22 protein-coding genes are annotated in these 23,892 nt (G+C 66.3%); 13 read left to right on the forward strand and 9 right to left on the reverse strand.

Going from position 1 to position 23,892, the window contains the following annotated elements:
* Window positions 1–64: 64 nt before the first annotated feature.
* Complete coding sequence (locus AWB95_RS18960; protein WP_062541191.1) at window positions 65–748, reverse strand: TetR/AcrR family transcriptional regulator; 684 nt, start codon at window positions 746–748, stop codon at window positions 65–67.
* Between the two features lie 137 nt (window positions 749–885).
* On the opposite strand from AWB95_RS18960, the gene pstS (AWB95_RS18965) reads away from it, so the two are divergent.
* Window positions 886–2,013, forward strand: coding sequence for a phosphate ABC transporter substrate-binding protein PstS (pstS, locus tag AWB95_RS18965; RefSeq protein ID WP_062541184.1), 1,128 nt, complete (start codon window positions 886–888; stop codon window positions 2,011–2,013).
* A gap of 22 nt (window positions 2,014–2,035) precedes the next feature.
* Window positions 2,036–3,997 (forward strand): serine/threonine-protein kinase PknD, encoded by a 1,962-nt coding sequence (locus AWB95_RS18970; protein WP_085168511.1) that lies wholly within the window; start codon window positions 2,036–2,038, stop codon window positions 3,995–3,997.
* A 35-nt stretch (window positions 3,998–4,032) separates the two neighbouring features.
* Here the strand turns inward: AWB95_RS18970 and pstA are convergent, their stop codons facing one another.
* From pstA to pstS (AWB95_RS18985), 3 genes are read right to left on the reverse strand one after another with little or no spacing between them, the layout of a single operon-like run.
* On the reverse strand, window positions 4,033–4,938 hold the full coding sequence (pstA, locus tag AWB95_RS18975) for a phosphate ABC transporter permease PstA (protein WP_062541280.1): 906 nt from the start codon (window positions 4,936–4,938) through the stop codon (window positions 4,033–4,035).
* Between the two features lie 7 nt (window positions 4,939–4,945).
* The gene (pstC, locus tag AWB95_RS18980; RefSeq protein ID WP_084707297.1) at window positions 4,946–5,929 is read right to left on the reverse strand and encodes a phosphate ABC transporter permease subunit PstC; all 984 of its coding nucleotides are present in this window, start codon (window positions 5,927–5,929) and stop codon (window positions 4,946–4,948) included.
* Window positions 5,930–5,942: 13 nt separating this feature from the next.
* Entirely contained in the window at window positions 5,943–7,067 is a 1,125-nt protein-coding gene (gene pstS / locus AWB95_RS18985; RefSeq protein WP_062541278.1) for a phosphate ABC transporter substrate-binding protein PstS, read from the reverse strand.
* Between the two features lie 274 nt (window positions 7,068–7,341).
* Between pstS (AWB95_RS18985) and AWB95_RS18990 the strand changes: the two genes are divergently transcribed.
* The 10 genes from AWB95_RS18990 (at window position 7,342) to AWB95_RS19035 (ending at window position 18,116) form a co-directional block, all read left to right on the forward strand.
* Window positions 7,342–8,157 (forward strand): SDR family oxidoreductase, encoded by an 816-nt coding sequence (locus AWB95_RS18990; protein WP_062541277.1) that lies wholly within the window; start codon window positions 7,342–7,344, stop codon window positions 8,155–8,157.
* 44 nt (window positions 8,158–8,201) lie between these two features.
* On the forward strand, window positions 8,202–8,912 hold the full coding sequence (locus tag AWB95_RS18995) for a TetR/AcrR family transcriptional regulator (RefSeq protein ID WP_084707295.1): 711 nt from the start codon (window positions 8,202–8,204) through the stop codon (window positions 8,910–8,912).
* A complete protein-coding gene (locus tag AWB95_RS19000; RefSeq protein ID WP_062541275.1) occupies window positions 8,909–9,103 on the forward strand; it encodes a ferredoxin in 195 nt (64 codons plus the stop codon). Before AWB95_RS18995 ends, AWB95_RS19000 begins: the two co-directional genes overlap by 4 nt.
* Window positions 9,104–9,145: 42 nt before the next feature.
* Window positions 9,146–10,330 carry a cytochrome P450 gene (locus tag AWB95_RS19005; protein ID WP_169714709.1) on the forward strand — a complete coding sequence of 395 codons (1,185 nt, stop codon included), beginning with the start codon at window positions 9,146–9,148 and terminating at the stop codon, window positions 10,328–10,330.
* A 147-nt stretch (window positions 10,331–10,477) separates the two neighbouring features.
* The gene (locus AWB95_RS19010) at window positions 10,478–11,539 is read left to right on the forward strand and encodes an amidohydrolase family protein (protein WP_180276007.1); all 1,062 of its coding nucleotides are present in this window, start codon (window positions 10,478–10,480) and stop codon (window positions 11,537–11,539) included.
* 54 nt (window positions 11,540–11,593) lie between these two features.
* Window positions 11,594–12,763, forward strand: coding sequence for a M24 family metallopeptidase (locus AWB95_RS19015; RefSeq protein ID WP_084707293.1), 1,170 nt, complete (start codon window positions 11,594–11,596; stop codon window positions 12,761–12,763).
* Complete coding sequence (locus AWB95_RS19020) at window positions 12,753–13,892, forward strand: M24 family metallopeptidase (RefSeq protein WP_085168513.1); 1,140 nt, start codon at window positions 12,753–12,755, stop codon at window positions 13,890–13,892. The genes AWB95_RS19015 and AWB95_RS19020 overlap by 11 nt, the downstream gene beginning before the upstream one ends.
* Window positions 13,885–14,844, forward strand: a complete 960-nt coding sequence (locus tag AWB95_RS19025) for an enoyl-CoA hydratase/isomerase family protein (RefSeq protein WP_062540039.1) — start codon at window positions 13,885–13,887, stop codon at window positions 14,842–14,844. Before AWB95_RS19020 ends, AWB95_RS19025 begins: the two co-directional genes overlap by 8 nt.
* Before the next feature lie 3 nt (window positions 14,845–14,847).
* Window positions 14,848–17,235: a CaiB/BaiF CoA-transferase family protein gene (locus tag AWB95_RS19030; protein WP_062540040.1), complete on the forward strand. Its 2,388-nt coding sequence runs from the start codon at window positions 14,848–14,850 to the stop codon at window positions 17,233–17,235.
* On the forward strand, window positions 17,232–18,116 hold the full coding sequence (locus AWB95_RS19035) for an LLM class F420-dependent oxidoreductase (RefSeq protein ID WP_062540041.1): 885 nt from the start codon (window positions 17,232–17,234) through the stop codon (window positions 18,114–18,116). The genes AWB95_RS19030 and AWB95_RS19035 overlap by 4 nt, the downstream gene beginning before the upstream one ends.
* Window positions 18,117–18,158: 42 nt before the next feature.
* Here AWB95_RS19035 and AWB95_RS19040 read toward each other — a convergent pair whose 3' ends face one another.
* The 5 genes from AWB95_RS19040 to AWB95_RS19060 form a co-directional block, all read right to left on the reverse strand.
* Complete coding sequence (locus tag AWB95_RS19040) at window positions 18,159–18,986, reverse strand: SDR family NAD(P)-dependent oxidoreductase (protein WP_062540042.1); 828 nt, start codon at window positions 18,984–18,986, stop codon at window positions 18,159–18,161.
* Between the two features lie 15 nt (window positions 18,987–19,001).
* The gene (locus tag AWB95_RS19045; RefSeq protein ID WP_062540043.1) at window positions 19,002–19,838 is read right to left on the reverse strand and encodes a mycofactocin-coupled SDR family oxidoreductase; all 837 of its coding nucleotides are present in this window, start codon (window positions 19,836–19,838) and stop codon (window positions 19,002–19,004) included.
* Window positions 19,839–19,878: 40 nt separating this feature from the next.
* Entirely contained in the window at window positions 19,879–21,078 is a 1,200-nt protein-coding gene (locus tag AWB95_RS19050; protein WP_062540044.1) for a cytochrome P450, read from the reverse strand.
* A 143-nt stretch (window positions 21,079–21,221) separates the two neighbouring features.
* On the reverse strand, window positions 21,222–21,752 hold the full coding sequence (locus AWB95_RS19055; RefSeq protein WP_062540045.1) for an acyl-CoA thioesterase: 531 nt from the start codon (window positions 21,750–21,752) through the stop codon (window positions 21,222–21,224).
* A 100-nt stretch (window positions 21,753–21,852) separates the two neighbouring features.
* A complete protein-coding gene (locus AWB95_RS19060; protein WP_062540046.1) occupies window positions 21,853–22,509 on the reverse strand; it encodes a TetR/AcrR family transcriptional regulator in 657 nt (218 codons plus the stop codon).
* A gap of 204 nt (window positions 22,510–22,713) precedes the next feature.
* Between AWB95_RS19060 and AWB95_RS19065 the strand changes: the two genes are divergently transcribed.
* The gene (locus AWB95_RS19065) at window positions 22,714–23,886 is read left to right on the forward strand and encodes an acyl-CoA dehydrogenase family protein (protein ID WP_062540047.1); all 1,173 of its coding nucleotides are present in this window, start codon (window positions 22,714–22,716) and stop codon (window positions 23,884–23,886) included.
* Window positions 23,887–23,892: the final 6 nt, after the last annotated feature.

Consider the following 23,892-nt stretch of genomic DNA (forward strand, 5'->3'; position numbering starts at 1 on the left):
GCTAGTACTATGTGCCTGTCGTCACAGTACCGCGCGCCAACGACGGCCCGCAAGAGTCGGAGCGCTAGGACAGTTTTTCGTCCGGATCCAGGGCCAGCCCACGCGCGGCGGCGGTCGCAGACAACGCGCCCCACAGGAACGTGGTCAGCTGCTCGACGAGCTCGGCCTTGCTGATCGTCGGCTCGTTCAGCCAGCGCAGCACACCGAGCGCCACCCCGCCCAGCAAAGCATCGACGGCGTATTGGAGATCGTCGGCCCGCCCGCCGCGGGCTCGCACAATGCCCGCCACCACCTCGGTGGTGGCATTGGCCAGCGGCCTGCCTCCCTCGATCAACGCCTCGGTCGAGCGGCGCTCGGTGAACTGGGACCCCACCAGGAAGCGGAACAGATTCGGTCGCTCGTCGACCAGGTCGATATAGGTGGACACGGCCGAGCGGACCAGCTCCAGCGCCGTGCCGGCCTCACTGAACCGGGGCACCACACGCTCGAGCACCATCGCTTGCACTCGTTCGCCGACCGCGCTGAACAACGTGTCCTTGTCGGCGAAGAACCGGTAGAGCTTCGGCCGGGGCACGCCGGCAGTGCGCACCACGTCGTCGATGGACAGGTCCGGGCCGTATTCCTCGATCGCCCGCAACGTCGCCTCGACCAACTCGGCCCGCACCGCAGCGCGGTGCTCACGCCAGCGGTCGGCTCTGGCGTCGCCGGTCAGTTCGGGCAACCGCCCACCAAGAGCCTCGGTCGACACCAGCCAATGGTATCCGCAGGCCGTGCTGAACAGCACGTACTGAAGTTGCGGCGGGCCGAAACGCCCGGTCGTTCATCCTCGAAACGCCTAGTGTTGTCGGTAGGCTCGGCGTTCTGTTGCAGGGCAGTGACGCAGGTATGCGACGGAAGGTGGTCTGCGTGAAGGTCAAGCGATGTAGCGTCGCGATGTGCCTGTTGGCCGCGAGCGCACTGGTGTTCTCGGCGTGCGGTGGTCACCACTCCTCGACGCCGTCCAGCGCCACGGCGGTGCCCGTGCAGTGCGGCGGCAAACAGAAGCTCAAGGCCAGCGGTTCGACCGCGCAAAAGAACGCCATAGAACAATTCGTCTACGCCTACATTCGGGCGTGCCCGGGCCACACACTCGACTACGACGCCAATGGCTCCGGCAAAGGCGTGGAGCAGTTCGTCAGCAACATCACCGACTTGGGCGGCTCCGACAAGCCGCTGGACCCAACCAAGGGGGAGACCGACAGCGCCCAGCAGCGATGCGGCTCGCCGGCCTGGGACCTGCCGGCGGTGTTCGGCCCGATCGCCATCACCTACAACGTCAACAACGTCAGTTCGCTCAACCTGGATGCGCCGACCACGGCAAAGATCTTCAACGGCGGAATCACGATGTGGAACGATCCGGCGATCGCCGGGCTCAACAAAGGCACCAATCTGCCTGCGACACCGATCAACGTCGTGTTCCGCAGCGACAAGTCCGGTACCACCTACAACTTCCAGTCGTACCTCGACGCCGCATCCGACGGCGCGTGGGGCAAAGGCGCCAGCGAGACGTTCAACGGCGGTGTCGGCCAGGGCGCCGTCGGCAACGACGGCACCTCGCTGGCGCTGAAGAGCACCGACGGGTCGATCACCTACAACGAATGGTCGTATGCGGTGGGCCACCAATTGAACATGGCGCAGATCATCACGTCGGCCGGCCCGGATCCGGTGACGATCACCACCGAATCGGTCGGCAAGACGATCGCCGGGGCCCGGTTCAAAGGACAGGGCAACGATCTGGTGGTCGACACGTCGTCGTTTTACAAGCCGACCCAGTCCGGCGCGTACCCGCTGGTGCTGGCGACCTACGAGATCGTCTGCTCGAAGTACCCCGATCCCGCGACGGGCACGGCGGTAAAGGCGTTCATGCAGGCCACAATTGGGTCGGGGCAAGAAGGATTGGATCAGTACGGATACATTCCGCTGCCGAGTTCGTTCCAATCGAAACTCGAGACGGCAGTGAATGCCATCTCGTGATTGACCGAAGGGAGCGTCGACGGTGAGCGAGCCAGGTTCGCGGGTGGGGACGTGGTTTGGCCCCTACCAGCTGAGGCGGCTGCTGGGGCGCGGCGGCATGGGCGAGGTCTACGAGGCCGAGGACACCCGTAAGCACCGGGTGGTAGCGCTGAAGCTGATCTCGTCCCAATTCTCCGGCAACCCGGAGTTTCGCGCGCGGATGCAGCGCGAGGCCGACACCGCGGGCCGGCTGACCGAGCCGCACGTCGTGCCGATTCACGACTACGGCGAGATCAACGGCCAGTTCTACGTGGACATGCGGCTGATCGAAGGCACCTCGCTGCGCGCCCTGCTGGCACGTAACGGGCCGCTGAGTCCGGCACGGGCGGTGGCGATCGTGAGCCAGGTCGCGTCCGCGCTGGACGCCGCCCACGCCGCCGGCGTGGCCCACCGCGACGTCAAACCGGAAAACATTCTGATCACCGGCAACGACTTCGCCTACCTGGTGGATTTCGGAATTGCCCGCGCCGCAACCGATCCCGGGCTGACCCAGACCGGCACTGCGATCGGAACCTACAACTACATGGCCCCGGAACGGTTTTCCGGCAACGAGGTCACCTACCGGTCCGACATCTATGCGTTGGCCTGCGTGTTGGCCGAGTGTTTGACAGGGGCACCGCCGTACCGGGTGGACAGCATCGAACAGCTGATCGCAGCGCATCTGATGCAGCCCGCTCCGCGGCCCAGCCAGCTGCGGCCCGCCGAGGTGCCGGCCGCCCTGGACGAGGTGATCGCCAAGGGCATGGCCAAAAACCCGGAGGACCGCTATCGCAGCGCGGGGGACCTGGCCGTGGCCGCCCACAACGCCCTAACCACCACCGACCAGCACCAGGCCACCTCAATTCTCAAGCAAGGCGAGGATGCCACGCTGCTGGGCAGCGCCGCCGATCCGCGGGTGGCCGGTTTCCGCGACCATTCCACCGGCTCGGGTCCCCGCCCCGACACCTGGACCCAGCCGGCGTGGACACCGCCCCCCGACACCGGCAGCCGCTGGCAGAGCCAACCCGCCGTCGCGCCTGCGGGCAGCGCTGCGCGCGCACCCGACTTCACCAAGGCGCCCGAAGCCGAAGACCACCGCAGGCGCTGGGCCATCCTCGGCGCTATCGCACTCGTGGTCGTCGGCGTCCTGGTGGCCGTCGCAATCGTGGTGTTCGGGCCGTCGCACCCCTCGCAGAACGCGGGCGGGCAAACTGTGCTGCCGTTCAACGGCCTGAACTTCCGCCTCTCTCCGGGCGGGGTGGCGCTGGACAAATCCGGCAACGTGTATGTCACCAACCAGGGCATGTACGGCAGGGTGGTCAAGTTGGCTCCGGGCTCCGACAAGCCGGCCGTGCTGCCTTTCACCGGCCTCTACGAGCCGCAGAGTGTGGCCGTGGACGCCAACGGCACGGTGTACGTCAGCGACTTCAACAACCGGGTGGTGAAGCTGGACGCCGGGTCGAACAACCAGACGCAGCTGCCGTTCAACGGCCTCAATTACCCCGAGGGACTGGCGGTCGATGGCAACGGCGCCGTGTACGTCGCCGACCGCGGCAACAACCGGGTGGTGAAGCTGGACGCCGGGTCGAGCAACCCCACCGACCTGCCATTCAACGACCTCGATCACCCCGACGGCGTCGCAGTCGACACCGCCGGCAACGTCTATGTCACCGACTCCGACAACAACCGGGTGGTGAAGCTGGACGCCGGGTCGACCAACCAGACCGAGCTGCCGTTCACCGGCTTGTCGGTGCCCTGGGGCATCGCGGTCGACGACACGGGCACCGTCTACGTGACCGAGCACGACAACAGCCAGGTGGTGAAGTTGGCTCCGGGCGCCGATAAGCCCGCCGTGCTGCCCTTCAACGGGCTTAACACACCGCTGGATGTGGCGGTCGACAAGGACCACAACCTCTACATCGCCGACCGCGGCAACGACCGGGTGGTGAAGCTGCCGCCGACCTGATCTGTCGACGGTCTGCGGCGGGTCGCCGCCGAGGTCTAGCGCCGGCGGGCGGCCAGCAGGCGGGTGGCCGCCGCGGGGATCAGGTTGACGACGACCACCACGATGATCAGGGTCAGCGCCGCACCCCAAACCCGCAGGAAGCCGGCGTGTTCGGGATTGTCGAGCTCGGTGTAGATCAACAGCGGCAGCGAGGCCATGTTGCCGTTGAACATGTCGTAGTTGATCGAGCGGCTGTAGCCGACCAGCACCAGCACCGGCGCCGTTTCGCCGATGATGCGTGCGATCGAGAGCAGGATCCCGGAGATGATGCCCGGCAGCGCGACCGGGAACACGATCCGCACGATCGTCTTCCATTTCGCAATGCCCAACGCGTAGCTGGCTTCTCGCAATTCGTCGGGCACCAGCTTGAGCATCTCCTCGCATGAGCGCACCACGATCGGCAACATCAGTAGGACCAACGCCAGCGACACGGCGAAGCCGCACTGCTCGAATCCCAGGGTGGCGATCCACAGCGCGAAGATGAACAGCGCCGCGACAATCGAGGGCACCCCGGCAAGGACGTCGACCATGAAAGTGGTCAACCGGGTCAGCCGATCGGGTCCGTATTCGGCCAGATACACCGCGACCATCAATCCCAGCGGCACGGCCAGGACGGCGGCCACCGCAGCCTGCGCCAGGGTCCCGTACAGCGCGTGATAGACACCGCCCGCGAATTGTTCCGGCATCACGCCGCGCAACGAGTGGGTCCACCACCCGGACCGGGTGACCGCATACCAGCCTCTGGCGATGACGACCCACAACACCCAGACCAGCGGGACCAGCGCAACCACGAACGAAGCGAGGAAAAGTGTTGTCGCGACCTGGTTTTTGATCCGCCGCCCGATGCTAATGTGGCGAAACGCGCTCTGCTTGACCGGTCGGTCGAGCGTGCCTGTGCTCATTACGCGTTCACCCGTTGACCTTTCCGCCGGCGATCGCGCGGGCGGCGGCGTTGACCAGGAAGGTCAGCACGAACAGCACGAATCCGGCGGCAATGTAGGCCCCGGTGGGCAGCGGTTCACTGAATTCGGTTGCGGCCGAGGCGATCTTGGAGGCAAAGGTGTAACCGCCGTCGAACAGTGACCAATTGCCCGGCTGGGCGGCCGCGCGCAGGATGATCAGCACCGCCACGGTTTCGCCCAGCGCGCGGCCCAAACCGAGCATCGACGCGGCGATGACACCGCTGCGGCCGAACGGGAAGACGGTCATGCGGATCACCTCCCACTTGGTCGCGCCCAGCGCCTGCGCCGCCTCGATTTGCGGATGCGGCGCCTGCCGGAACACTTCTCGCGACACCGACGAGATGATCGGCAGGATCATCACCGCAAGCACGACACCCGCGGTGAATACGGTGCCGCCACCGACCAATGACACGTTGCCCTTCTTGAACAGGAACAACCAGCCCAGGTCCCGGTTGAGCAACAGCTCGAACGGCTCGAGCTGCGGCGCCAGCACGAAAATTCCCCACAGCCCGAAGATGATCGAGGGCACCGCGGCCAGCAGATCGATCATCGCGCCGAACGGACGCGACAACTGTGCTGGCGCGTACTGGGTGAGGAACACCGCAATCCCGACTGCCACCGGCACCGCCAACACCAGAGCGAACAACGAACTCAGCAACGTGACCATGAACAGATCACGGATACCGAACGCCAGATTCTCGGGGTCTGTGGTGTCGAATTGGGCGCTGGTGAAGAAATTCGTGTGGTTCGCGCGCAGCGACGGGACGGCGTGGATCAGCAGGAATATCGCGATCAACACGATGGCGATCACGACCGTCAAACCTGCGGCGACGGCGACCGACTTGAACAGCCGGTCGCCGCGCCGAGCAGCCTCCACACTGGTCACCGTCGACTCCGGCGTGCCGGGACGCGGCGGTGATCGTCGGGCCATGAATGCCGAAAGATCAGGAGATGGCGTTGACCGAATCCGACAACTTCGACTTGAACTTGTCGGGGATCGGGATATACCCGTTGTCCGCCAGGCCCTCCTGGCCCGGGCCGATGGCGGCCTGCAGGAAGGCCTTCACCGCGGTACCGACCTGGGGGTCGGGGTACTTCGAGCAGACGATCTCATACGTTGCCAGCACGATCGGGTAGGAGCCGGGTTGCGTCGGCTTGTAGAACGAGTTGGTGTCGAGCACTAGGTCGTGGCCCTGGCCCTTGATCGTCGCGCCCGAGATCGTCTTGCCGACCGAGTCGCTGCTGATCGACACCGGGTCCGGGCCCGCAGAGGTGACGATCTGGGCCATGTTCAGCTTCTGCGCCTGGGCGAACGACCACTCGTTGTAGGTGATTGATCCCTCGGTGTTCTTTACCGCCGCCGAGGTGCCGTCGTTGCCCTTGGCGCCCTCACCGACACCGCCGTTGAACGTCTTACCGCCGCCCTTGCCCCAGGCGCCGTCGGAGGCAGCCTCAAGATACTCCTGGAAGTTGGCCGTGGTCCCGGACTCGTCGCTGCGGAACACGACGTGAATCGGCTCGGCGGGCAGGTTGGCGCCGCCGTTGAGGCCCTTGACCGCGGGGTCGTCCCACGTCTTGATCGTGCCGTTGAAGATCTTCGCCGCCGTCGGCCCGTCGAGAACCAGCTTGTCGATGCCTTTGACGTTGTAGGTGACCGCGATCGGCCCGAACACTGTCGGCAGGTTCCACGCCGGCGAACCGCAGCGTTCCTGCGCCTTGCTGGACTCGTCGGTGCTCAGCGGCACGTCAGAGCCGCCGAAATCGGTTTGCTTGCCGGTGAACTCGGTCACCCCGGCCCCCGAACCGTTGGCCGTGTAGTTCAGAGTCTGGCCCGGACACGCAGTTTCGAACGCGTTGACAAAGCGGGCCATCGCGTTGGCTTGCGCGGTCGACCCGCTGGCCTTCAGCGTCTTGGTCCCGCCACAACTCACCTTCGCCGACGACGCTGCGGACGACGAACCGGGTGCCGGCGCGCCCTGATTGGCACTGTTGTCGCTGCCGCACCCCGACAACACCAGTGCACCGGTGGCCATGACACCCAGCGCGGTGCCAAATCCGTTGAGTTTCAAATCGGCTCCTTCGAACAGTAGAGGTGACGACTACTTTCACCGCGCCTACAGGTCAGACCGAACCACGCGGCCAGTGGGTCCGCTGCCGCTTTCGGCCGGCACCGCATAGACACATCGTTGATCAAGGGCCCCACCGAGGCGAACGTATCAGCACGACGACCTCTCAGTCGAGAACTCCAGGTGGTTTTTCGGCGAACGGCGGCGACCAGGCGCCCGTCTCGCCGCTAAATCAATCACTTGACTTAACCGAGAGCGCGCCGATTAACTCTTCGGTGTGGTCAACGAGTTAGCCGGCAAGGTCGCAATCGTCACCGGCGGGGCATCGGGTATCGGCGCCGGCATCGTCGAGAGATTCCTGTCGGAGGGCGCACGGGTGGTCGTCGGCGATATCGACGCCGATCGCGGCAGCGCCCTCGCCGATGCGCATGGCGGACAGGCCGCTTTCCGTCGCACCGACACCGCCGAGCCCGACGAGGTTGGTGCTCTGGTGTCATTCGCGGTCGATCGGTTCGGCGGCCTGGACGTGATGGTCAACAACGCGGGCATCTCCAGCAGGATGCACCGCAGCTTCCTCGAGGACGACCTCGCCGACTTCCACCGCGTGATGGGGGTCAACGTGCTCGGTGTCATGGCGGGCACGCGCGACGCCGCGCGTCAGATGGCGAGCGCCGGCGGCGGCTCGATCGTCAACCTGTCGTCGATCGGCGGGATCCAGGCCGGCGGCGGGGTGATGACGTATCGGGCCTCCAAGGCCGCGGTCATCCAGTTCACCAAATCCGCCGCAATCGAGTTGGCGCACTACGACATTCGGGTCAACTGCATCGCGCCGGGCAGCATCCCCACCCCGCTGCTGGCCTCCTCGGCGACCGGCATGTCGCCCGAACAACTCGAGCGATTCCAACGGACGACCCGCGAGCAGATGCGCGCCGACCGTCCGTTGCAGCGCGAAGGCACGCCCGACGACGTCGCCGAGGCCGCGCTCTACTTTGCCGGCGATCGCGCCCGCTACGTCACCGGGGTTGTCCTGCCGGTCGACGGGGGCACCTCGATCGGTAAGCCGATCCGGCGGCGCGGCGCACCGAGGGATTAAATCAATCGCTTGACTTAATACGCGGGGAGGGGTTGACTAACCCCGTGACCACGGCGAGGACCGCGCGCACCGAGCGGGCCGGCACGACGCAGGAGGCGATCCTGACGGCGGCCGAGAGGCTGTTCGCCGAGCACGGCGTGTTCGCGGTGTCCAACCGGCAGGTCAGTGAGGCCGCTGGCCAGGGCAACAACGCCGCCGTCGGCTACCACTTCGGCACCAAGACCGATTTGGTGCGGGCCATCGAGCACAAGCACCGGGTGCCGATCGAACTGCTGCGCGAGCAGATGGTCGCCGAGATCGGCAACTCGACCGAAATGCGGGACTGGGTAGCCTGTTTGGTGCGTCCGCTGACCGATCATCTTGCGGCGCTGGGCAATCCCACCTGGTATGCGCGCTTCGCCGCGCAGGTGATGACCGATCCGGCCTATCACAACATCGTCGTCAAGGATGCGCTCACGTCGCCGTCGCTGGTGCAGGTGATCGACGGCATCAACCGCTGCCTTCCCGAGCTTCCGCACGACGTTCGGGCGGAGCGCAACGTGATGGCCCGCAACCTGTTGATGCACACCTGCGCCGATCGAGAACGGGCAATGGCCAGCGGCGATCGCAAGCTCGGCGCTGCCGGGCGCAGCGGATCGCCGCCATCGGCGAACGCCTCGGCGCCGCGAACCGGTTGGCAGGCGGCCGGATCCGGTCTCATCGACGCGATTGTGGGGCTGTGGCTGGCGCCGGTGAGCGAAAGAGGACGTCGATGAGAGTGATTGTCGACCCAGACAAGTGCGCGTCGTCGGGCAACTGCGTGATGCGCGCCCCCGAGATCTTCGACCAGCGCGACGAGGACGGCGTCGTCGTGCTGCTCAACGAGAACCCATCGCCCGAGCAGGCCGAGAGCGCCCGCAGCGCCGCCGCGGGCTGCCCCGCGTCGGCCATCGACATCGAGGAGTGAGACGTGTCCGACACCCTCACCGAGGCCATCTCGGAATACCCGATGGCCCGCGACAGCGGCTGCCCGTTCGCCCCGCCACCGGACGTGATGGCGCTCGCGGAAGCCAAACCGCTGTCGCGGGTGCGGATCTGGGATGGCAGCACGCCGTGGCTGATCACGGGATACGAGGAGGTGCGGGCGCTGTTCGCCGACGCCCGGGTCAGCGTCGACGACCGTCGGCCCGGCTTTCCGCACTGGAACGAGGGCATGCTCTCGACCGTGCACAAGCGCCCACGGTCGGTGTTCACCTCGGACGCCGAGGAGCACACGCGATTCCGGCGCATGCTGTCAAAGCCGTTCACCTTCAAGCGGGTTGAGGGCCTGCGGCCGGTGATCCAGCAGATCACCGACGAGCACATCGACGCGATACTGGCCGGCCCACAGCCCGCCGACATCGTCACGGCCCTGGCGTTGCCGGTGCCGTCGCTGGTGATCAGCCAGTTGCTGGGCGTGCCGTACGAAGACGCCGAGTTCTTCCAGCGCCACGCCAACATCGGGCTCGCCCGGTACGCCACCGGCGAGGACACCGCCAAGGGTGCGGCCGGGCTGGCCAAGTACCTGGCCAACCTGGTCGAGACCAAGATGGACAACCCGGCCGAGGATGCGGTGTCGGATCTGGCCGAGCGCGTCAAGGCCGGCGAGCTCAGCGTGCGCGAAGCCGCCCAACTGGGCACCGGTCTGCTGATCGCCGGGCACGAGACCACCGCCAACATGATCGGCCTCGGTGTGCTGGCGCTGCTGGAAAACCCTGAGCAGTTGGCGGTGCTTCGCGACACCGACGACCCGAAAGTCATTGCCAATGCGGTCGAAGAGCTGCTGCGCTACCTGTCGATCATCCAGAACGGCCAGCGCCGCGTCGCGATCGAGGACATCGAAATCGCCGGCGAGACAATCCGTGCCGGCGAGGGCATCATCATCGACCTGGCGCCGGCGAACTGGGACGCCAAGGTCTTCCTCGGGCCGGGTGAGCTCGACCTGTCCCGCCCGGCGGCGGGCCAGCACGTCGCATTTGGTTACGGCAGGCATCAATGCGTGGGTCAACAGCTGGCCCGCGCGGAACTGCAGATCGTCTTTCACACACTGCTGCGGCGCATCCCGACGTTACGGCTCGCAGTGCCGATCGAGGAGATTCCGTTCAAACACGACCGTCTCGCCTACGGCGTCTACGAGCTTCCGGTGGCCTGGTGAGATGACTACGCTGAAATTCGAGCCGATCCGATTGGAGGATCAATCGTGACGAGCACCGTCTCGCTCTATCCACCCGAAGGTTACGGCGCACCGAAGGATCGGCGCGGTCACGCCGACCTCAGCACCGTCGGACTGCCCGAAGGCACGGTGGTTTTCTCTGCGGACAACCACATTTCGCTCGCCGAGGACATCTTCTACGAGCGCTTCCCGGAGAACCTCAAGGACAAGGCGCCGCGGATCTGGTACGAGGACGGCGCCTATCAGCTCGGCCGCAAGGGACAGTCGTTTTTGCCGGGTGATTTCAGCGCGGTGCTGATGCAGTACGACGACCTTCCGGGCGCCGGCAGCACCAACATCGAGGCGCGCATCCAGGAGCTGCACGACGACGGCGTCGAGAAGGAGCTGGCGTTCCCCAACGCGATCCTGGCGCTGTTCCACTACCCGGACAAGGAACTTCGCGAGCTCGCGTTCCGCATCTACAACGAGTACATCGCCGAGCTGCAGGAGCGTTCGGGCGGCCACTTCTACGGTGCGGGGCTGATCAACTGGTGGGACCCCAAAGGCGCCCGCCGCACCCTTGCCGAGCTGAAATCCTTGGGCCTCAAGACATTCCTGCTGCCGCTGAATCCCGGCAAGGACGACGACGGCAACGTCATCGACTACGCTAGTGACGCGATGAGCCCGGTGTGGGACGAAATCGAGGAGGCCGGGCTACCGGTCACCCACCACATCGGCGAGACCCCGCCGAAGACCCCGTGCGCGTTCAACAGTGTGGTGGTCGGCATGATGATCAACATTGACGGGTTCCGGGAACAGTTCTCCAAGTACATCTTCGCCGGCATCCTCGACCGCCATCCGAAGCTGCGGATCGGGTGGTTCGAAGGCGGGATCGCCTGGGTGCCATGGGCTCTGCAGGACGCCGAGCACCTGGTCGCGTCGTATCAGCACATGTTCAACCGGCCGGTCGAGCACGACGTGCGCTATTACTGGGACAAGCACATGAGCGCGTCGTTCATGGTGGACCCGCTGGGCCTGCAGCTCATCGACAAGATCGGGGTCGACAAAGTGATGTGGTCGTCCGACTATCCGCACAACGAAAGCACCTACGGCTATTCGGAGAAGTCGCTGGCCGCGGTCGTCAATGCTGTCGGGTCCGAGGCCGCCGCAAAGATCGTGAGCGGCAACATCAGTGAATTCTTGGGTGTCTGAGGCATTTTCGTGACCACTGCGATCGACATTCCAGTCACACCGGATATTGACCGGATGCGCCGCGACACCGGTGCGCGGCTGCGCGCGGCGATGGCCGATCGCGGTGTGGACGCGTTGATCCTGTTGGGCAACAACAACGTCGTCTACGCCACCGGGGTGAGCTGGCCGCTGGGAGATGCCGGGCTGTCCTATGTCGAGCGGCCGGTCGCGTTGGTGCGCGCCGACGACCCCTGGCCACACCTGTTCCTGCCGTTCCGTGAAGGCGCGTCGTCGGAATCGGGGCTGCCCGCCGACCATCTGCACGGCCCGGTGTATCTGGAGTTCGACGAGGGCGTGGAAAACTTCGCGCGCACTGTTGCCGAACTGGTTCCTACGGATGCGGTCGTGGCGGTCGACGAGTTGACCGGGGCGATGCGCCGCGCGCAGCAGCGGCTGTTCCGGGCGGGCCGGCCCGTCGACGCGGCGCAAGTCATCGGCGCGGCCAAGGTCATCAAGACACCCGACGAGCTGGCCTGCATCCGCACTGCGTGCCGGATCACCGACCGGGCGATGGTCGACGTGCAGGCCGCACTCGCACCGGGGATTCGGCAGATCGACCTGTCGGCGAGCTTCATGCGCCGGGCATTCGAACTGGGCGCGATGGCCAGCATGCTCGAACCGATCTGGCAGGTGATGCCCTCGAGCAAGGCTGAAGGCGTGTGGACCACCCACGGCGATTTGGCGTTGCCGCTGTTGACAACTGAGCGTGAACTGGCAGCCGGCGACGTTCTGTGGACCGACGTGTCCATCACCTACGCCGGCTACTGCTCGGACTTCGGCCGCACCTGGGTGGTCGGCCGCGAGCCGACAGCGCGCCAGCAGGCGCAGTTCTACCGGTGGCAGGAGATCATGACCGCGGTGCTCGAGGTGACCCGGCCCGGTGCCACCGCGGCGGAGTTGGGCCGGGCTGCGACGAAGGCCAACGGCGGCAGTCGGCCATGGCTGCCGCACTTCTACCTGGGGCACGGGATCGGCGTGAACGCCGCCGAAACACCCATGATCGGAACCGATCTCGGCGACGAGTTCGACGAGAACTTCGTGTTCGAGCCGGGAATGGTGCTGGTGCTCGAGCCGGTGGTGTGGGAGGACGGCACAGGCGGCTACCGCAGCGAAGAGATCATCGTCATCACCGAGGAAGGCTGGATCCGGTTGACCGACTACCCCTATGACCCTTATGGCCACTGAGGTTCTGCCCGACGACAGGGCGCTGCGCTGCGGGCGTCGCGAGCGCGCGCTGGCCCAGATGGACGCGCACGATCTCGACGTGCTGGTGCTCGGGCGGCAAGCCAACGTCCGCTATGTCGCGGGGGCGCCGCAACTGTGGGTGGCCGGCACCCGCCCGTTCGGGCCGACGTGCGTCGTCGTGCGGCAAACCGGGGCCATCCATCTGCTGTCCACCTGGGACGAGGGCGTGCCCGACGACATCCCGCACGAGAATCTCTACGGCATCGCCTGGAACCCGATGAACACCATCTCGGTGTTGCAGGGCATCGACGGCGCGGGCGAGGCGAAACGTGTTGGCACCGATGCGCTTTCGCCAGGATTCGCCCAATTGCTGCCGGTGGCGTTCCCTAACGCCGAGCTGGTCGACGGCGAGGCAGCCATGCGTGCCGCCCGGCGCGTCAAGACTCCTGAGGAGGTGGCCGCCTTGCGCGATGCCATTCTGGTCGCCGAGCAGGCGCTGGCGGCGGCGGTGGCCGAGTTGCGGCCCGGGATTGCCGAAAAGACCTTGGCCGGTGTGCTGTTGGAGGCGATGACGGCCGGCGGGGTGAGCACCCCGGCCACGCAGGACGCCGCCTGGGTGACGTCGCGGGAGCACCCGTGGCGGCGCGGCAGCGACGACGGCCGGGTCCGGTCCGGAGACCTGGTGGCGTTCTCCGCGGGCGTGCTCGGCGGCGGCTACACCGGCGAGGTGGGCCGCACCTGGCCTGTCGGCGAAGCCAGAAAAAATGAGGCCGCCGCCGACCTGTACCGGAGGTGGGAGTTGTTGTGGCGCAGGTTGTATGAGGCATGCCAGCCGGGGGCGCCGGCCGCGGAGCTGCTGTCGGCGTATCACGCCGCGGGTGAGCCGCTGCCGCCCATGCCGGTGGCGCGCGGGTTGGGCATGGGCTTCGACCCGCCGGTGGTGTCGGCGCATCTGCCGGCCACCGCGACCGAAGAACGGCTCGAGGCCGGCATGGTGCTGGCGGTCACCGGCTACGTCTGGGAGCGCGGCGTCGGCGCGGTATTCGGCCGCGAGGCGGTGCTGGTCACTGCCGAGGGACCGGAGATCCTGACGTCGAGCCCGTCTTGGCAAGGCGTAGTCCATGCCTGACAAGGTTCCGCCGCCGGAAGCGATCATCCGCTACGCGAAGGATCCGAAGACCAAGATCGCGACGATCACGTTCGACCGTCCCGAGTTTCTCAACGCCCCCACCGCCGCGGCGCGACTGCGTTACGCAGATCTGCTGCGCGGCGCCAACGTCGACGACGATGTCAAAGTGGTGGTGATCCGCGGCGTCGGCGACGATTTCGGCAGCGGCGCCGACCTTCCCGAGTTCATGGAAGGCCAGGACTCACCTGCTTTCCGGCTTGCCGAGCTGCGGCTGGAAGATGGCGGTATTCAATACCCGCCGAAGGCATCGTTCCGGCACGGCGCCACGATCAGTGCGTGGTACGCGAATTCGCAGGCCGGTAACCGTGCGCTCCAGGAATTCAAGAAGATCAGCATCGTCGAGGCGAAAGGCTACTGCTACGGCTGGCATTTCTACCAGGCCGCCGATGCCGACCTGGTAATCGCGTCCGAGGACGCGCTGTTCGGCCACCCGTCGTTCCGCTATTACGGGTGGGGCCCGCGGATGTGGACATGGGTCCAGACGATGGGGCTGCGCAAGTTTTCCGAAATGGTCTTCACCGGAAGGCCTTTCACCGCCGACGAGATGTTCCAGTGCAACTTCTTGAACAAGGTGGTGCCGCGCGACGCGCTGGAGGCCGAGGTCGACAAATACGCGTTGGCGTGCGCCCGTAACCGGCCGACCGACACCGTGTTCATGCAGAAGATGTTCTTCGAGGTGGTCAAGCAGTACCAGGGCGAATATCTGGGCAGCCTGCTGAGCGCCTTCTTCGAGTCGATGGGCAGCGGCGTCACCTCCGACGGCGACGACCTGATGCTCGACGACGCCATCGACGCCGGGCTCACCGACGCGGTCAAAGACAACGACAGCAAGTTCCCGCCGGAGTTTCGGTTGAGCAAATCCAGCCGCAAGAAGAACAAGAAGAAGGGATAGCCGGTGGAGCCGCTGAACGGCGACACGGTCGTCGACCTTTCCAGCGGTATCGCCGGCGCCTACTGCACCAAACTGCTGGCCGACGCCGGCGCGCGGGTAATCAAAGTCGAGTCACCGCAAGGAGATCCGCTGCGCCGATGGTCGGCCTCGGGCGCGCAGATCGAATCCGACGGCGCGCTGTTCAGCTTCCTTGCCTGCTCCAAGCACAGCGTGGTCGCCGACCCCGCGACCGACGCTGACTTCGTGAACGGGCTGCTGGCGTCGGCAGACGCCGTGGTGTGGACGCGAGGCTCGACGATTGCCGACGCCTTTGCCCCGGCTGAGATGCACCGCGCTCACCCGCATCTCGTCGTCACCGCGATCACGCCGTTCGGGCTGGACGGTCCATGGCGGGACCGCGCGGCCACCGAATTCACCCTGCAGGCCTGGTCGGGCGGAATCGTCGGGCTGGGGCGCGGGTCCCCGGACCGCGCACCGGTGTTCGTCGGCGGGCAGATCGGGGAATACTTCGCCGGCGCTTATGCGAGTGCCGCGACGCTGACCTTTCTTCGGCGCGGCGGTCAGCTCATTGATCTGTCCATGCTGGAAACGGCCGCCTTGGGCCTGACCTATTACCCGGTCACGTATTTCGAGATGCTAGGCCGGCCGTGGCGGGATGCCCGCAAGCTCACCGTCCCCGGCATCGCCCGCGCCAAAGACGGCCTGGTGGATGTCGGCTGCGGAACCGCCCAGCAGTGGTTCGACCTGTGCGCGATGACCGGCCACCAGGAGTGGATCGACGAGGAGTCGCCGCTGTCGATCACCGAGCAGGCCAACGAGAAAGCCGACGAGATCTATACATGGGTGGCGAGCCATACCGTCGAGGAGATCCGCGAACTGGCCACCGCATTCCGGATCCCCAACGCGCCGGTGGCCAACGGCGCAAACATCACCGGCCTGGACCACTTCCAGCAGCGTCGGTCGTTCACCACGAATCCCCGCGACGGGTTCTGCCAGCCCGATCATCCGTACCGCACGACGCCGGCGTTGCTGCGCGCGCCGCTGCCCGCGCCGCGGCTCGGTGAGCACACCGCGCACTACCGCCGAGCCGAGCCGTCGGGACGACAGGGTTGCGGGCCCGCTTCGGATCGCTTGCCGTTCAGCGGGTTACGCGTGCTGGACATGACGACGTTCTGGGCTGGTCCCTGTTGCACACATTATCTGGCAATGCTCGGGGCCGAGGTCGTCCACGTGGAGTCCACCGCCAAACCCGACGGTACCCGGCTGATCGCCGGCATCCCGACGAGCGAAGAACAGTGGTGGGAACGCTCGCCGATCTTCTCTGCGCTCAACACCAACAAGAAGGGGGTGACGCTGGACCTGCAGACCTCCGCGGGGCGGGATCTGTTGCGCCGGTTCATCGCAACGTCCGACGTGATCGTCGAGAATTTCACGCCCCGGGTGCTCGACCAGATCGGTGTGGATTTCGCCGCCGTCCAGGAGTTGCGGGCCGACGCGATCCTGCTGCGCATGCCCGGCTTCGGGCTCGACGGGCCGTGGCGCGACGACCCCGCGTTCGCCTATGTGATCGAGGCCGCATCGGGGCTGAGCTGGTTGACCGGCTATCCCGACCGAAACCCCTACGAGCCCTACTCGGTCGGCGATCCCAACGCCGGCGTGCACGCGCTCAACGCGCTGCTGCTGGCGTTGGAACACCGGCGCCGCACCGGGCAGGGCGTGTTGGTGGAAGCCGCGATGGTCGACGCGGCGATCAACGTCGCCGCCGAGCAAATCGTCGAGTACTCGGCATACGGGGCACTGCTGGAGCGGGCGGGCAACCGGGGGCCGACTGCGGCGCCGCAGAACCTCTACCGCACCGCCGACGCCGACGAATTCGGCCGCCTGGACAGCTGGGTGGCGATCGCCGTGGCGACCGACGAGCAGTGGACCGTGTTGTGCGAGGCGCTGGGCCGGCCGCAGTGGGCGACGGACCCGGCGCTGGCCACCGCGGCCGGACGGCGAGCGCAACACGACCTGATCGACGAGCACCTGGCCGCCTGGTGTGCCGACCGCGGCGGCGACGAGATCGTCGGGCGCCTGTGGGACGCCGGCGTGCCGGTGGCGAAAGTGATGCAGCCACATCGTCAAACCGAGCTGCCGCAGCTTGCGTTTCGCGGCTTCTTCGAACACGTCGGGCACCCGGTGAACCCCCCGGTCCTGCACAGCACGGTGCCGATCCGGTTCGCCGCCGGTCCGCACCGATTCCATCGCCGGCCCGCGCCGTTGCTGGGCCAGCACAACCATGAGCTGCTCACCGAATTGGGGTTGACCGTCGCCGAGATCGCCGAGCTGGAGGCCGACGGCATCATCGGACGAGCACCGGGCGCCGCGAGAAAGGCCAAAGCACAATGAAGTTCGGTATTCCGCTGGCCCGCGCGCATCCCGGGCTGTGGCCCGAGCTGACCCGGCGGGCCGAGCAGTTGGGGTTCGAGTCGGTGTGGCTGCCCGAGCATCTGGTGTTGCCCGCCGCGATGAGCGGCAGCCCGCACGGCGGCGATAAGCACCCACCGGTCCCCCCGCACACGCCGATCTTCGATGCGCTGAACTACCTGTCGTTTCTTGCCGGGCAGACCCGCACCATCCGGCTGGGCACCTACGTCTACAACATCGGACTGCGCCATCCGTTCGTCAGCGCCCGCGCCGCCGCCACTGTCGACATCGTGTCCGGCGGCCGTTTCGATTTCGGGGTCGGCGCCAGCTGGTTGCGTGAGGAATGGGACGCGGTCGGGCTGGACTTCGACAGCCGCGGTGCTCGCGTCGACGAGGCACTGCAGGTCTGCCGCGCGTTGTGGAGCCAGCCCAGCATCGAGCATCACGGCCGTTTCTTCGATTTCGATGAAGTCATGTTCGAGCCGAAGCCGGTTCAGCCGGGCGGGCCGCCGCTGCACATCGGCGGCGACGGCAAGGCCGCGCTGCGCCGGGTGGCCCGATTCGGCGATGGCTGGCTGCCGATGAACCACACGCTGGACCGGATACCGGACTCGGTGCGCACGCTGACCCGGCTGTGGACCGAGCACGAGCGCAGCGGCAGACCGTGCGTCACCACGTCGGTGCCGATCTCGTCCGCGGACGACGTGCGGCGCGCCGCGGCCGCCGGCATCGACCGGCTCATCGTGGCGCCCTGGCAGCGCACGCGCGAAGCGCTCGACGGGATCGCCAGGTTCGCCGACGAGTTCGTCGAAAAGTTCGCGGCGAGTGTTGATTCTGCGCTCACCACCAGAAAGTTCGAGTAACCCGCTTGGTGGACGCAGACTCAACGCGAAACAGGCGCGCTATTAGTGAGCCCAGCCGTCGGCTGCCTGGTCGTCGAAGGTGCGGTCAATCCGCTCGAACCGCCGGCGGATCGGGCCGCGCGAGTCCCGGTGCGGCAGGATGTAGAGCCGGTTGGCGAGTATCGCCTCGACGGTCAGCCGGGCGACCTCGTCGGCGGAGAGGACGTCGTCTTGCCCGACGGTGACCGGCTCCGAAACCGGTTGCGTCGCAGGCGTTCCGTAGTCGGCGCCGCGGTTGCGTTCGCAGTTGCCGATGTTGGTGGCGACCAGCATCGGGCACAGCACTGACACCCCGATGCCGTCCGGTTTGACTTCACGCGCCAACGCCTCGGCGAGCGCGACAACGCCGTACTTGGCCACGGAATAGGGCCCAAGGCCGACATTGGACACCAGCCCGGCAAACGACGAGGTGAACAGCATGTGGCCGCCCTCGCCCTGCTCGAGGAGCCGGGGCAAGAACGCCTCGACGCCGTGAATCGGGCCCCACAGGTCGACGTCGATCACCCAGCGCCAGTCGTCGTGCGTCATCTGCGCGATCGGCCCGGCCACTGCGACGCCGGCGTTGTTCAAGACCACGTGAACGCCGCCGAGTAATCGGAACGCTTCATCGGCGAGCCGAGCGACGTCGTCGCGCCGACGGACGTCGCAGACGACGCCGTGCGCCTCGAGCCCGTCGTCGCGCAGACCGCTCACGGCAGCGTCGAGCGCACCCTGTTCGATGTCTCCGAGCACCACGCCGGCACCGCGGCGAGCGAGCTCGCGTGCGGTGGCCAATCCGATGCCGCTCGCGCCGCCGGTGATCACCGCGCCACGTCCGTCAAACCCGTCCATAGAACGGGACTCTAGCTACTTCAGGCAGCTACCCGCGTCGACGGGAAGGGTGACACCGGTGATATAGCGCGATTCGTCGGAGGCCAGGAACAGCACCGCATTGCTGATGTCCTCGGGTTCCACCCATCCGATCGGCAGGGTGTGCATCATCTGCGCGACGACCTTCATGTCGTCGGGGCCGGGGTTTTCCAGGTCCGGCCGGAACAGCTTCATCGTCCCCTCATTGAGGAACAACGGCGTGTTCACGTTGGTGGGGTGCACGGAGTTGACCCGAATCATGTGCTGTCCCAGCTCAACTGCGAACGTCCGCATCAGCCCCACCACGCCATGTTTGGCGGCGACGTAGTGACCGGTGTGCGGGTATGCCTTCAGCCCGCCGACCGAGCTGGTCAGGATGATCGAACCGCCGCGCCCGCCCGCAAGTATGTGGGGGACACCGGCTTTCACGGTCTTCCAGACACCCGACAGGTTGACGTCGATCATGTCGGTCCAGTCGCGTTCGCTGGTCTTGTCCAGCGTCTGCCCGCCGTTGCCGATGCCCGCGTTGGCGACGATGATGTCAAGCCTGCCGAACTGCTCCACACCGGCGTCGACCGCAGCCTTCAGCGCGTCGTAGTCGCGCACGTCGACTTCGGCGGTGTAGATGCGGCGGTTGAGACCCTTGACCAGATCGGCGGTCTCGGCCAGATCTTCCGGTGTGGACAGCGGAATCTGCACACTGTCGATCTGCTTACAGATGTCGACCGCAATGATGTCGGCGCCCTCCTGGGCCAACCGCACTGCGTGGCTGCGGCCCTGGCCACGTGCCGCGCCGGTGATGAAGGCGACCTTGCCTTCGACTCGCCCTGCCATCGTTACCTCGTTTCCGTTGACGTATTAAACCTGCTGCGGCTCAGCAGATCACAGCCGGCATCGATTCCCAGCCGCGCACCGTGGACGTCGGAGACAGCCTGGCGTCGGTGAGGTCGACGTCCCACTCCGGGAAACGCTTCAAGACCTCCTCCAACGCGATCCGCCCTTCCAGTCGGGCCAGCGCCGATCCGAGGCAGTAGTGCGTGCCGACGCTGAACGACAGGTGCTGGCGGAGCTCGCGATGAATGTCGAAAACGTCGCCGTCAGGCGGGAATTGGCGGTGGTCGCGGTTGGCGGCGCCGATCAGCATCATCATCACGCTGCCCGCGGGCACAGTCTGTCCGTAGTATTCGACGTCCCGCGTGACATACCGCGCCACATGTGGAGCGGGCGGCTCGTAGCGCAGTAACTCCTCGATTGCCCGCGGAATCAACGACATGTCCTCGGCCAGCTGTCGCCGCTGGTCCGGGTGCTCGGCCAGCACCTTGCCGGTCCAGCCGATTAGGCGGGTGGTGGTCTCGTTGCCGGCGCCCGCCACCACGTTGACGTAGATGAGCAGCTCGTCGCGAGTCAGTCGGCGGGTGGTGCCGGTCTCGTCCTCGAATTCGACGTTCAGCAACTCGGTCATGATGTCGTCGGACGGGTGCTCGGCGCGCCAGTCGATGTACTGGGCGAAGGCTTCTGCCGTGCCGAACGCCGCGGAGGTGTCCATCGGTTTTCCGACCTCGGTGCGCATCGTGGCGTTCGAGCGATCCCGGATGGCTTCCTGATCGGTTTCGGGGATGCCCAGCAGCATGCCGATCACCCGCATCGGCATCTGCGCGCCGAGGTCGGCGACGAAGTCGAACCGGTCGGCGCCGATCAGCGGGTCCAGACAACGCACACAGTATTCGCGGATCTTGCTTTCCAGCTCGTTGATCTTGCGTGGCGTGAACATCCGGGCGAGCAGCTTGCGGTGGATGTCGTGCACCGGAGGGTCCTCGAAAATCAGGACGCCGGAAGGGACTTCGATATTGGCTTTGATCAGCTCCAGGATTGCCCCGCGCGCCGAGCTGAACGTCTCATGGTCGACCAGTGCGTCGTCGACGTCGGCGAACCGGCTCAGCGCGTAGAAGTCGTGCTGTTCGTTGTAGTACAGCGGCGCTTGCTCGCGAAGCCGCCGAAACATGGGGTAGGGGTCGGCATTGAGTTCCGGGTTGTACGGGTCGTAATAGGCCTCGCTGGTGGCGCTGACTGTCACGGGTATTGCTGCCTCTCACCGGAACCACGTTCTCGCGGGACCTGCGTCCCTATGCACCTGAACTCTGTCATCCATGAGAGGGAAGTGTCAATGTCGAATCCGTTTCTGTCATCTCACGCTCTCATTAGCCGAGAATACGATTCTCAAATCGGGATGATGGTGCGATATGCGAACGAATTCCCCTGCGCCCGACCGTCACTGGTAGAAACGCAGCTGTGCCTCCTGGGCGTGGCGGCGACCAGCGTGCCGTCGTCGCAACGCACGTCGCCACGACCAAAGCAGCGGCCATGCGCGAGCACCGGACTGTGCTGACGCAGCAGCAGCCACTGGTCGGTTCGGAACGGCCGGTGGAACCACAGCGTGTGGGAGGTGACCGCGGACGTGAAGGCCGTGCCGTTGCCGCACTGGTTGAAACCCTCCAGGGGGCGCAGCGCCGTGCCGATGAGGGCGAGGTCGGTGGCGTATGCGGTCAGCGCGGGCGCCAGGTCGGCATCGACAGGCGGTGTGCGCATCCACATTTCGAATTGCGGCGGACCGGCGGCCGACGCGTCCAGGTCGTCGGCGGAGCGGGTTTCCCAGGGAATGAGGTCCAGTGCGACGCGGTGTTCTTCGCCCAGCACGGGCGGAACCGGATCGCTGTTCTGGTGCTCGGGGCCGTCTTCGGCGACGTGCATGCACAGGCTCGTCGGCCCGGCCCTCCCGCTCGAACACCGCGTGCAGCGATTTCGCCGACTTGTCGGGTCAGTGTAAACCGAATTCTCGCTCCGCGGTAACCTACTTCTCGCCGACGAATCCGCGTGAGCAGAAGTCCCAGACCTCGTCGGCGGTGATGGGGTGCACCGTCGCGTCGTCGGTACCGCCGCTGGACTGGGCGATGAACATCACGGTCTGCATGGTCATCGCGGCCATCCGCTTGGGGCTGATGCCGGCGCGTAGTTGCCCGGCAGCGTCAGCCTCTTCCATCAGCTCGGTCAGCAACGCCAGAAGCGGTGCGTGGGCCACCTTGACCTCGGCGGGATGGGACACCAGCAACCGGGGCGCGAAGTCGGTGAACAGCGGCCGCTTGGCCGTCGGGTCGGGGCGCGACGCCTCGAACAGCAACTCGACGGCGACCTTCAACCGCTCGAGGGGATCGGCGTGACTGGCGGTCGCGGCGCGGATCTGGTCGGCGGACCGGCTCAACGCGTCTTCGAACAGCGCCAGCAGCAGCTCGTGCTTGCCGTCGAACTGCAGGTAGAAGCTCCGCAACGATTGCCGTGAGCGGTCCACTACCTCCTGAACGGTAAAGTCCGTGCTGCCCTTTTCGATGATGATGGCCTGGGCGGCGTCCAGGAAGCGTTGAACGCGCTGCGCCGCCCGCAGCTTCGCCGTCTTGATCGACCGCTCGACTGCGCGCTGCTTCCAGGCAGGCTCCTCGCTCGGGCTTGTCACCGGCGGTCCGGACGATTGCCGTGAGGGGAGAACATGATTGGACTGTACCGGAGAACGCCGTGCCATTGGTGTCTAGACCCCCTCACGGACGACGTGTCCGAGATTGTAACTTTCTCATCGTGAGAATAGTATTCTCTTCGCCGTGTCCGCGGAAGCGAAATGCTCAACATGCTCCGCGGCGGGCGCCGTCGCCGAGGAGTAGCCGTGCAGCTCGCGTTTGACGCCGAGGTCGAGGCGTTCCGGTCCGAATTCGTGGCGTTTCTCGACGAGCATTCGCCCGACGAAGCGAGCGCCGCCGAACGTCCCCGCTCGACAGCGCATATTCCGGAGTGGGCGCGGCAGTGGCAGCGGCTGTTGTTCGACCACGGCTGGCTGGTGCCCGGCAACCCGCCGGAGTTTGGTGGACGCAATGCCACGGTGTTGCAGCAATACGTGCATTTGGCGGAGCTGTCGCGGCGACGGGTTTACCAGAGCTTCAACCCACAGGGCATCGGCATCATCGCGGCGTCGGTGCTGTCGTTCGGAACCGACGAGCAAAAGCAGCGGTGGGCGGTGCCGATTCTGCGTGCCGAGATGACCGCCGCGTTGGGGATGAGCGAGCCCGGCGCGGGCTCGGATCTGGCCTCGTTGCGGACGCGGGCGGTGCGCGACGCAGATCACTTCGTGGTCAACGGGCAGAAGGTCTGGACGTCGGGTGCCCACGACGCCGACGTGCTGCTGACGTTCGTGCGCACCGATCCCGACGCGCCAAAACACAAGGGCATCAGCGTATTGCTGATCCCGACCGACACCCCGGGTGTGACGCGCCGGCCGTTCGCATCGGCGTCGGATCGCGACGACGTCGATTTCAACGAGGTGTTCTTCAGCGATGCGCGGGTGCCCGTCGAGAATTTGGTCGGCCCACTGGGCGAAGGGTGGCGGGTGGCGAACGGCTCGCTGGGTCACGAACGCACGATGCTGTGGCTGAGCTACGCCGACCGGCTGCGCGAACTGATCGCCGATTTCTGTCCGTCGGGCGTGGTGGAACGCGACGAATACGCAACGCTAGCCATGGATTTCGAGGCATTGAGTCTGCTGGGTTCCGCAGCGCTTGCGCGCGCGGACCGTGGTGAGGAGGACGTGGCCGGCATGTCGGTGCTGAAGCTGCTCGGCTCGGAAGCCGTGCAGATTGCTTCCGAGCATGCGCTGAATGCCGCGGGCGCCGACGGCCTGGTTCACCCCGACGTCACCGGTCCGTACGCCCCGTTGAACCTCGACGCCCACTACGGCAGTTGGTTCGACCGCTACTTCCGCAGCTTCGCCGGCACGATCGCCGGCGGCACGTCGGAGATCCAGCGCAACATCATCGCCCAGCGGATCCTGGGCTTGCCCCGCTAACTGACG

It is taken from the genome of Mycobacterium celatum (assembly GCF_002101595.1).
Lineage (GTDB): Bacteria > Actinomycetota > Actinomycetes > Mycobacteriales > Mycobacteriaceae > Mycobacterium > Mycobacterium celatum.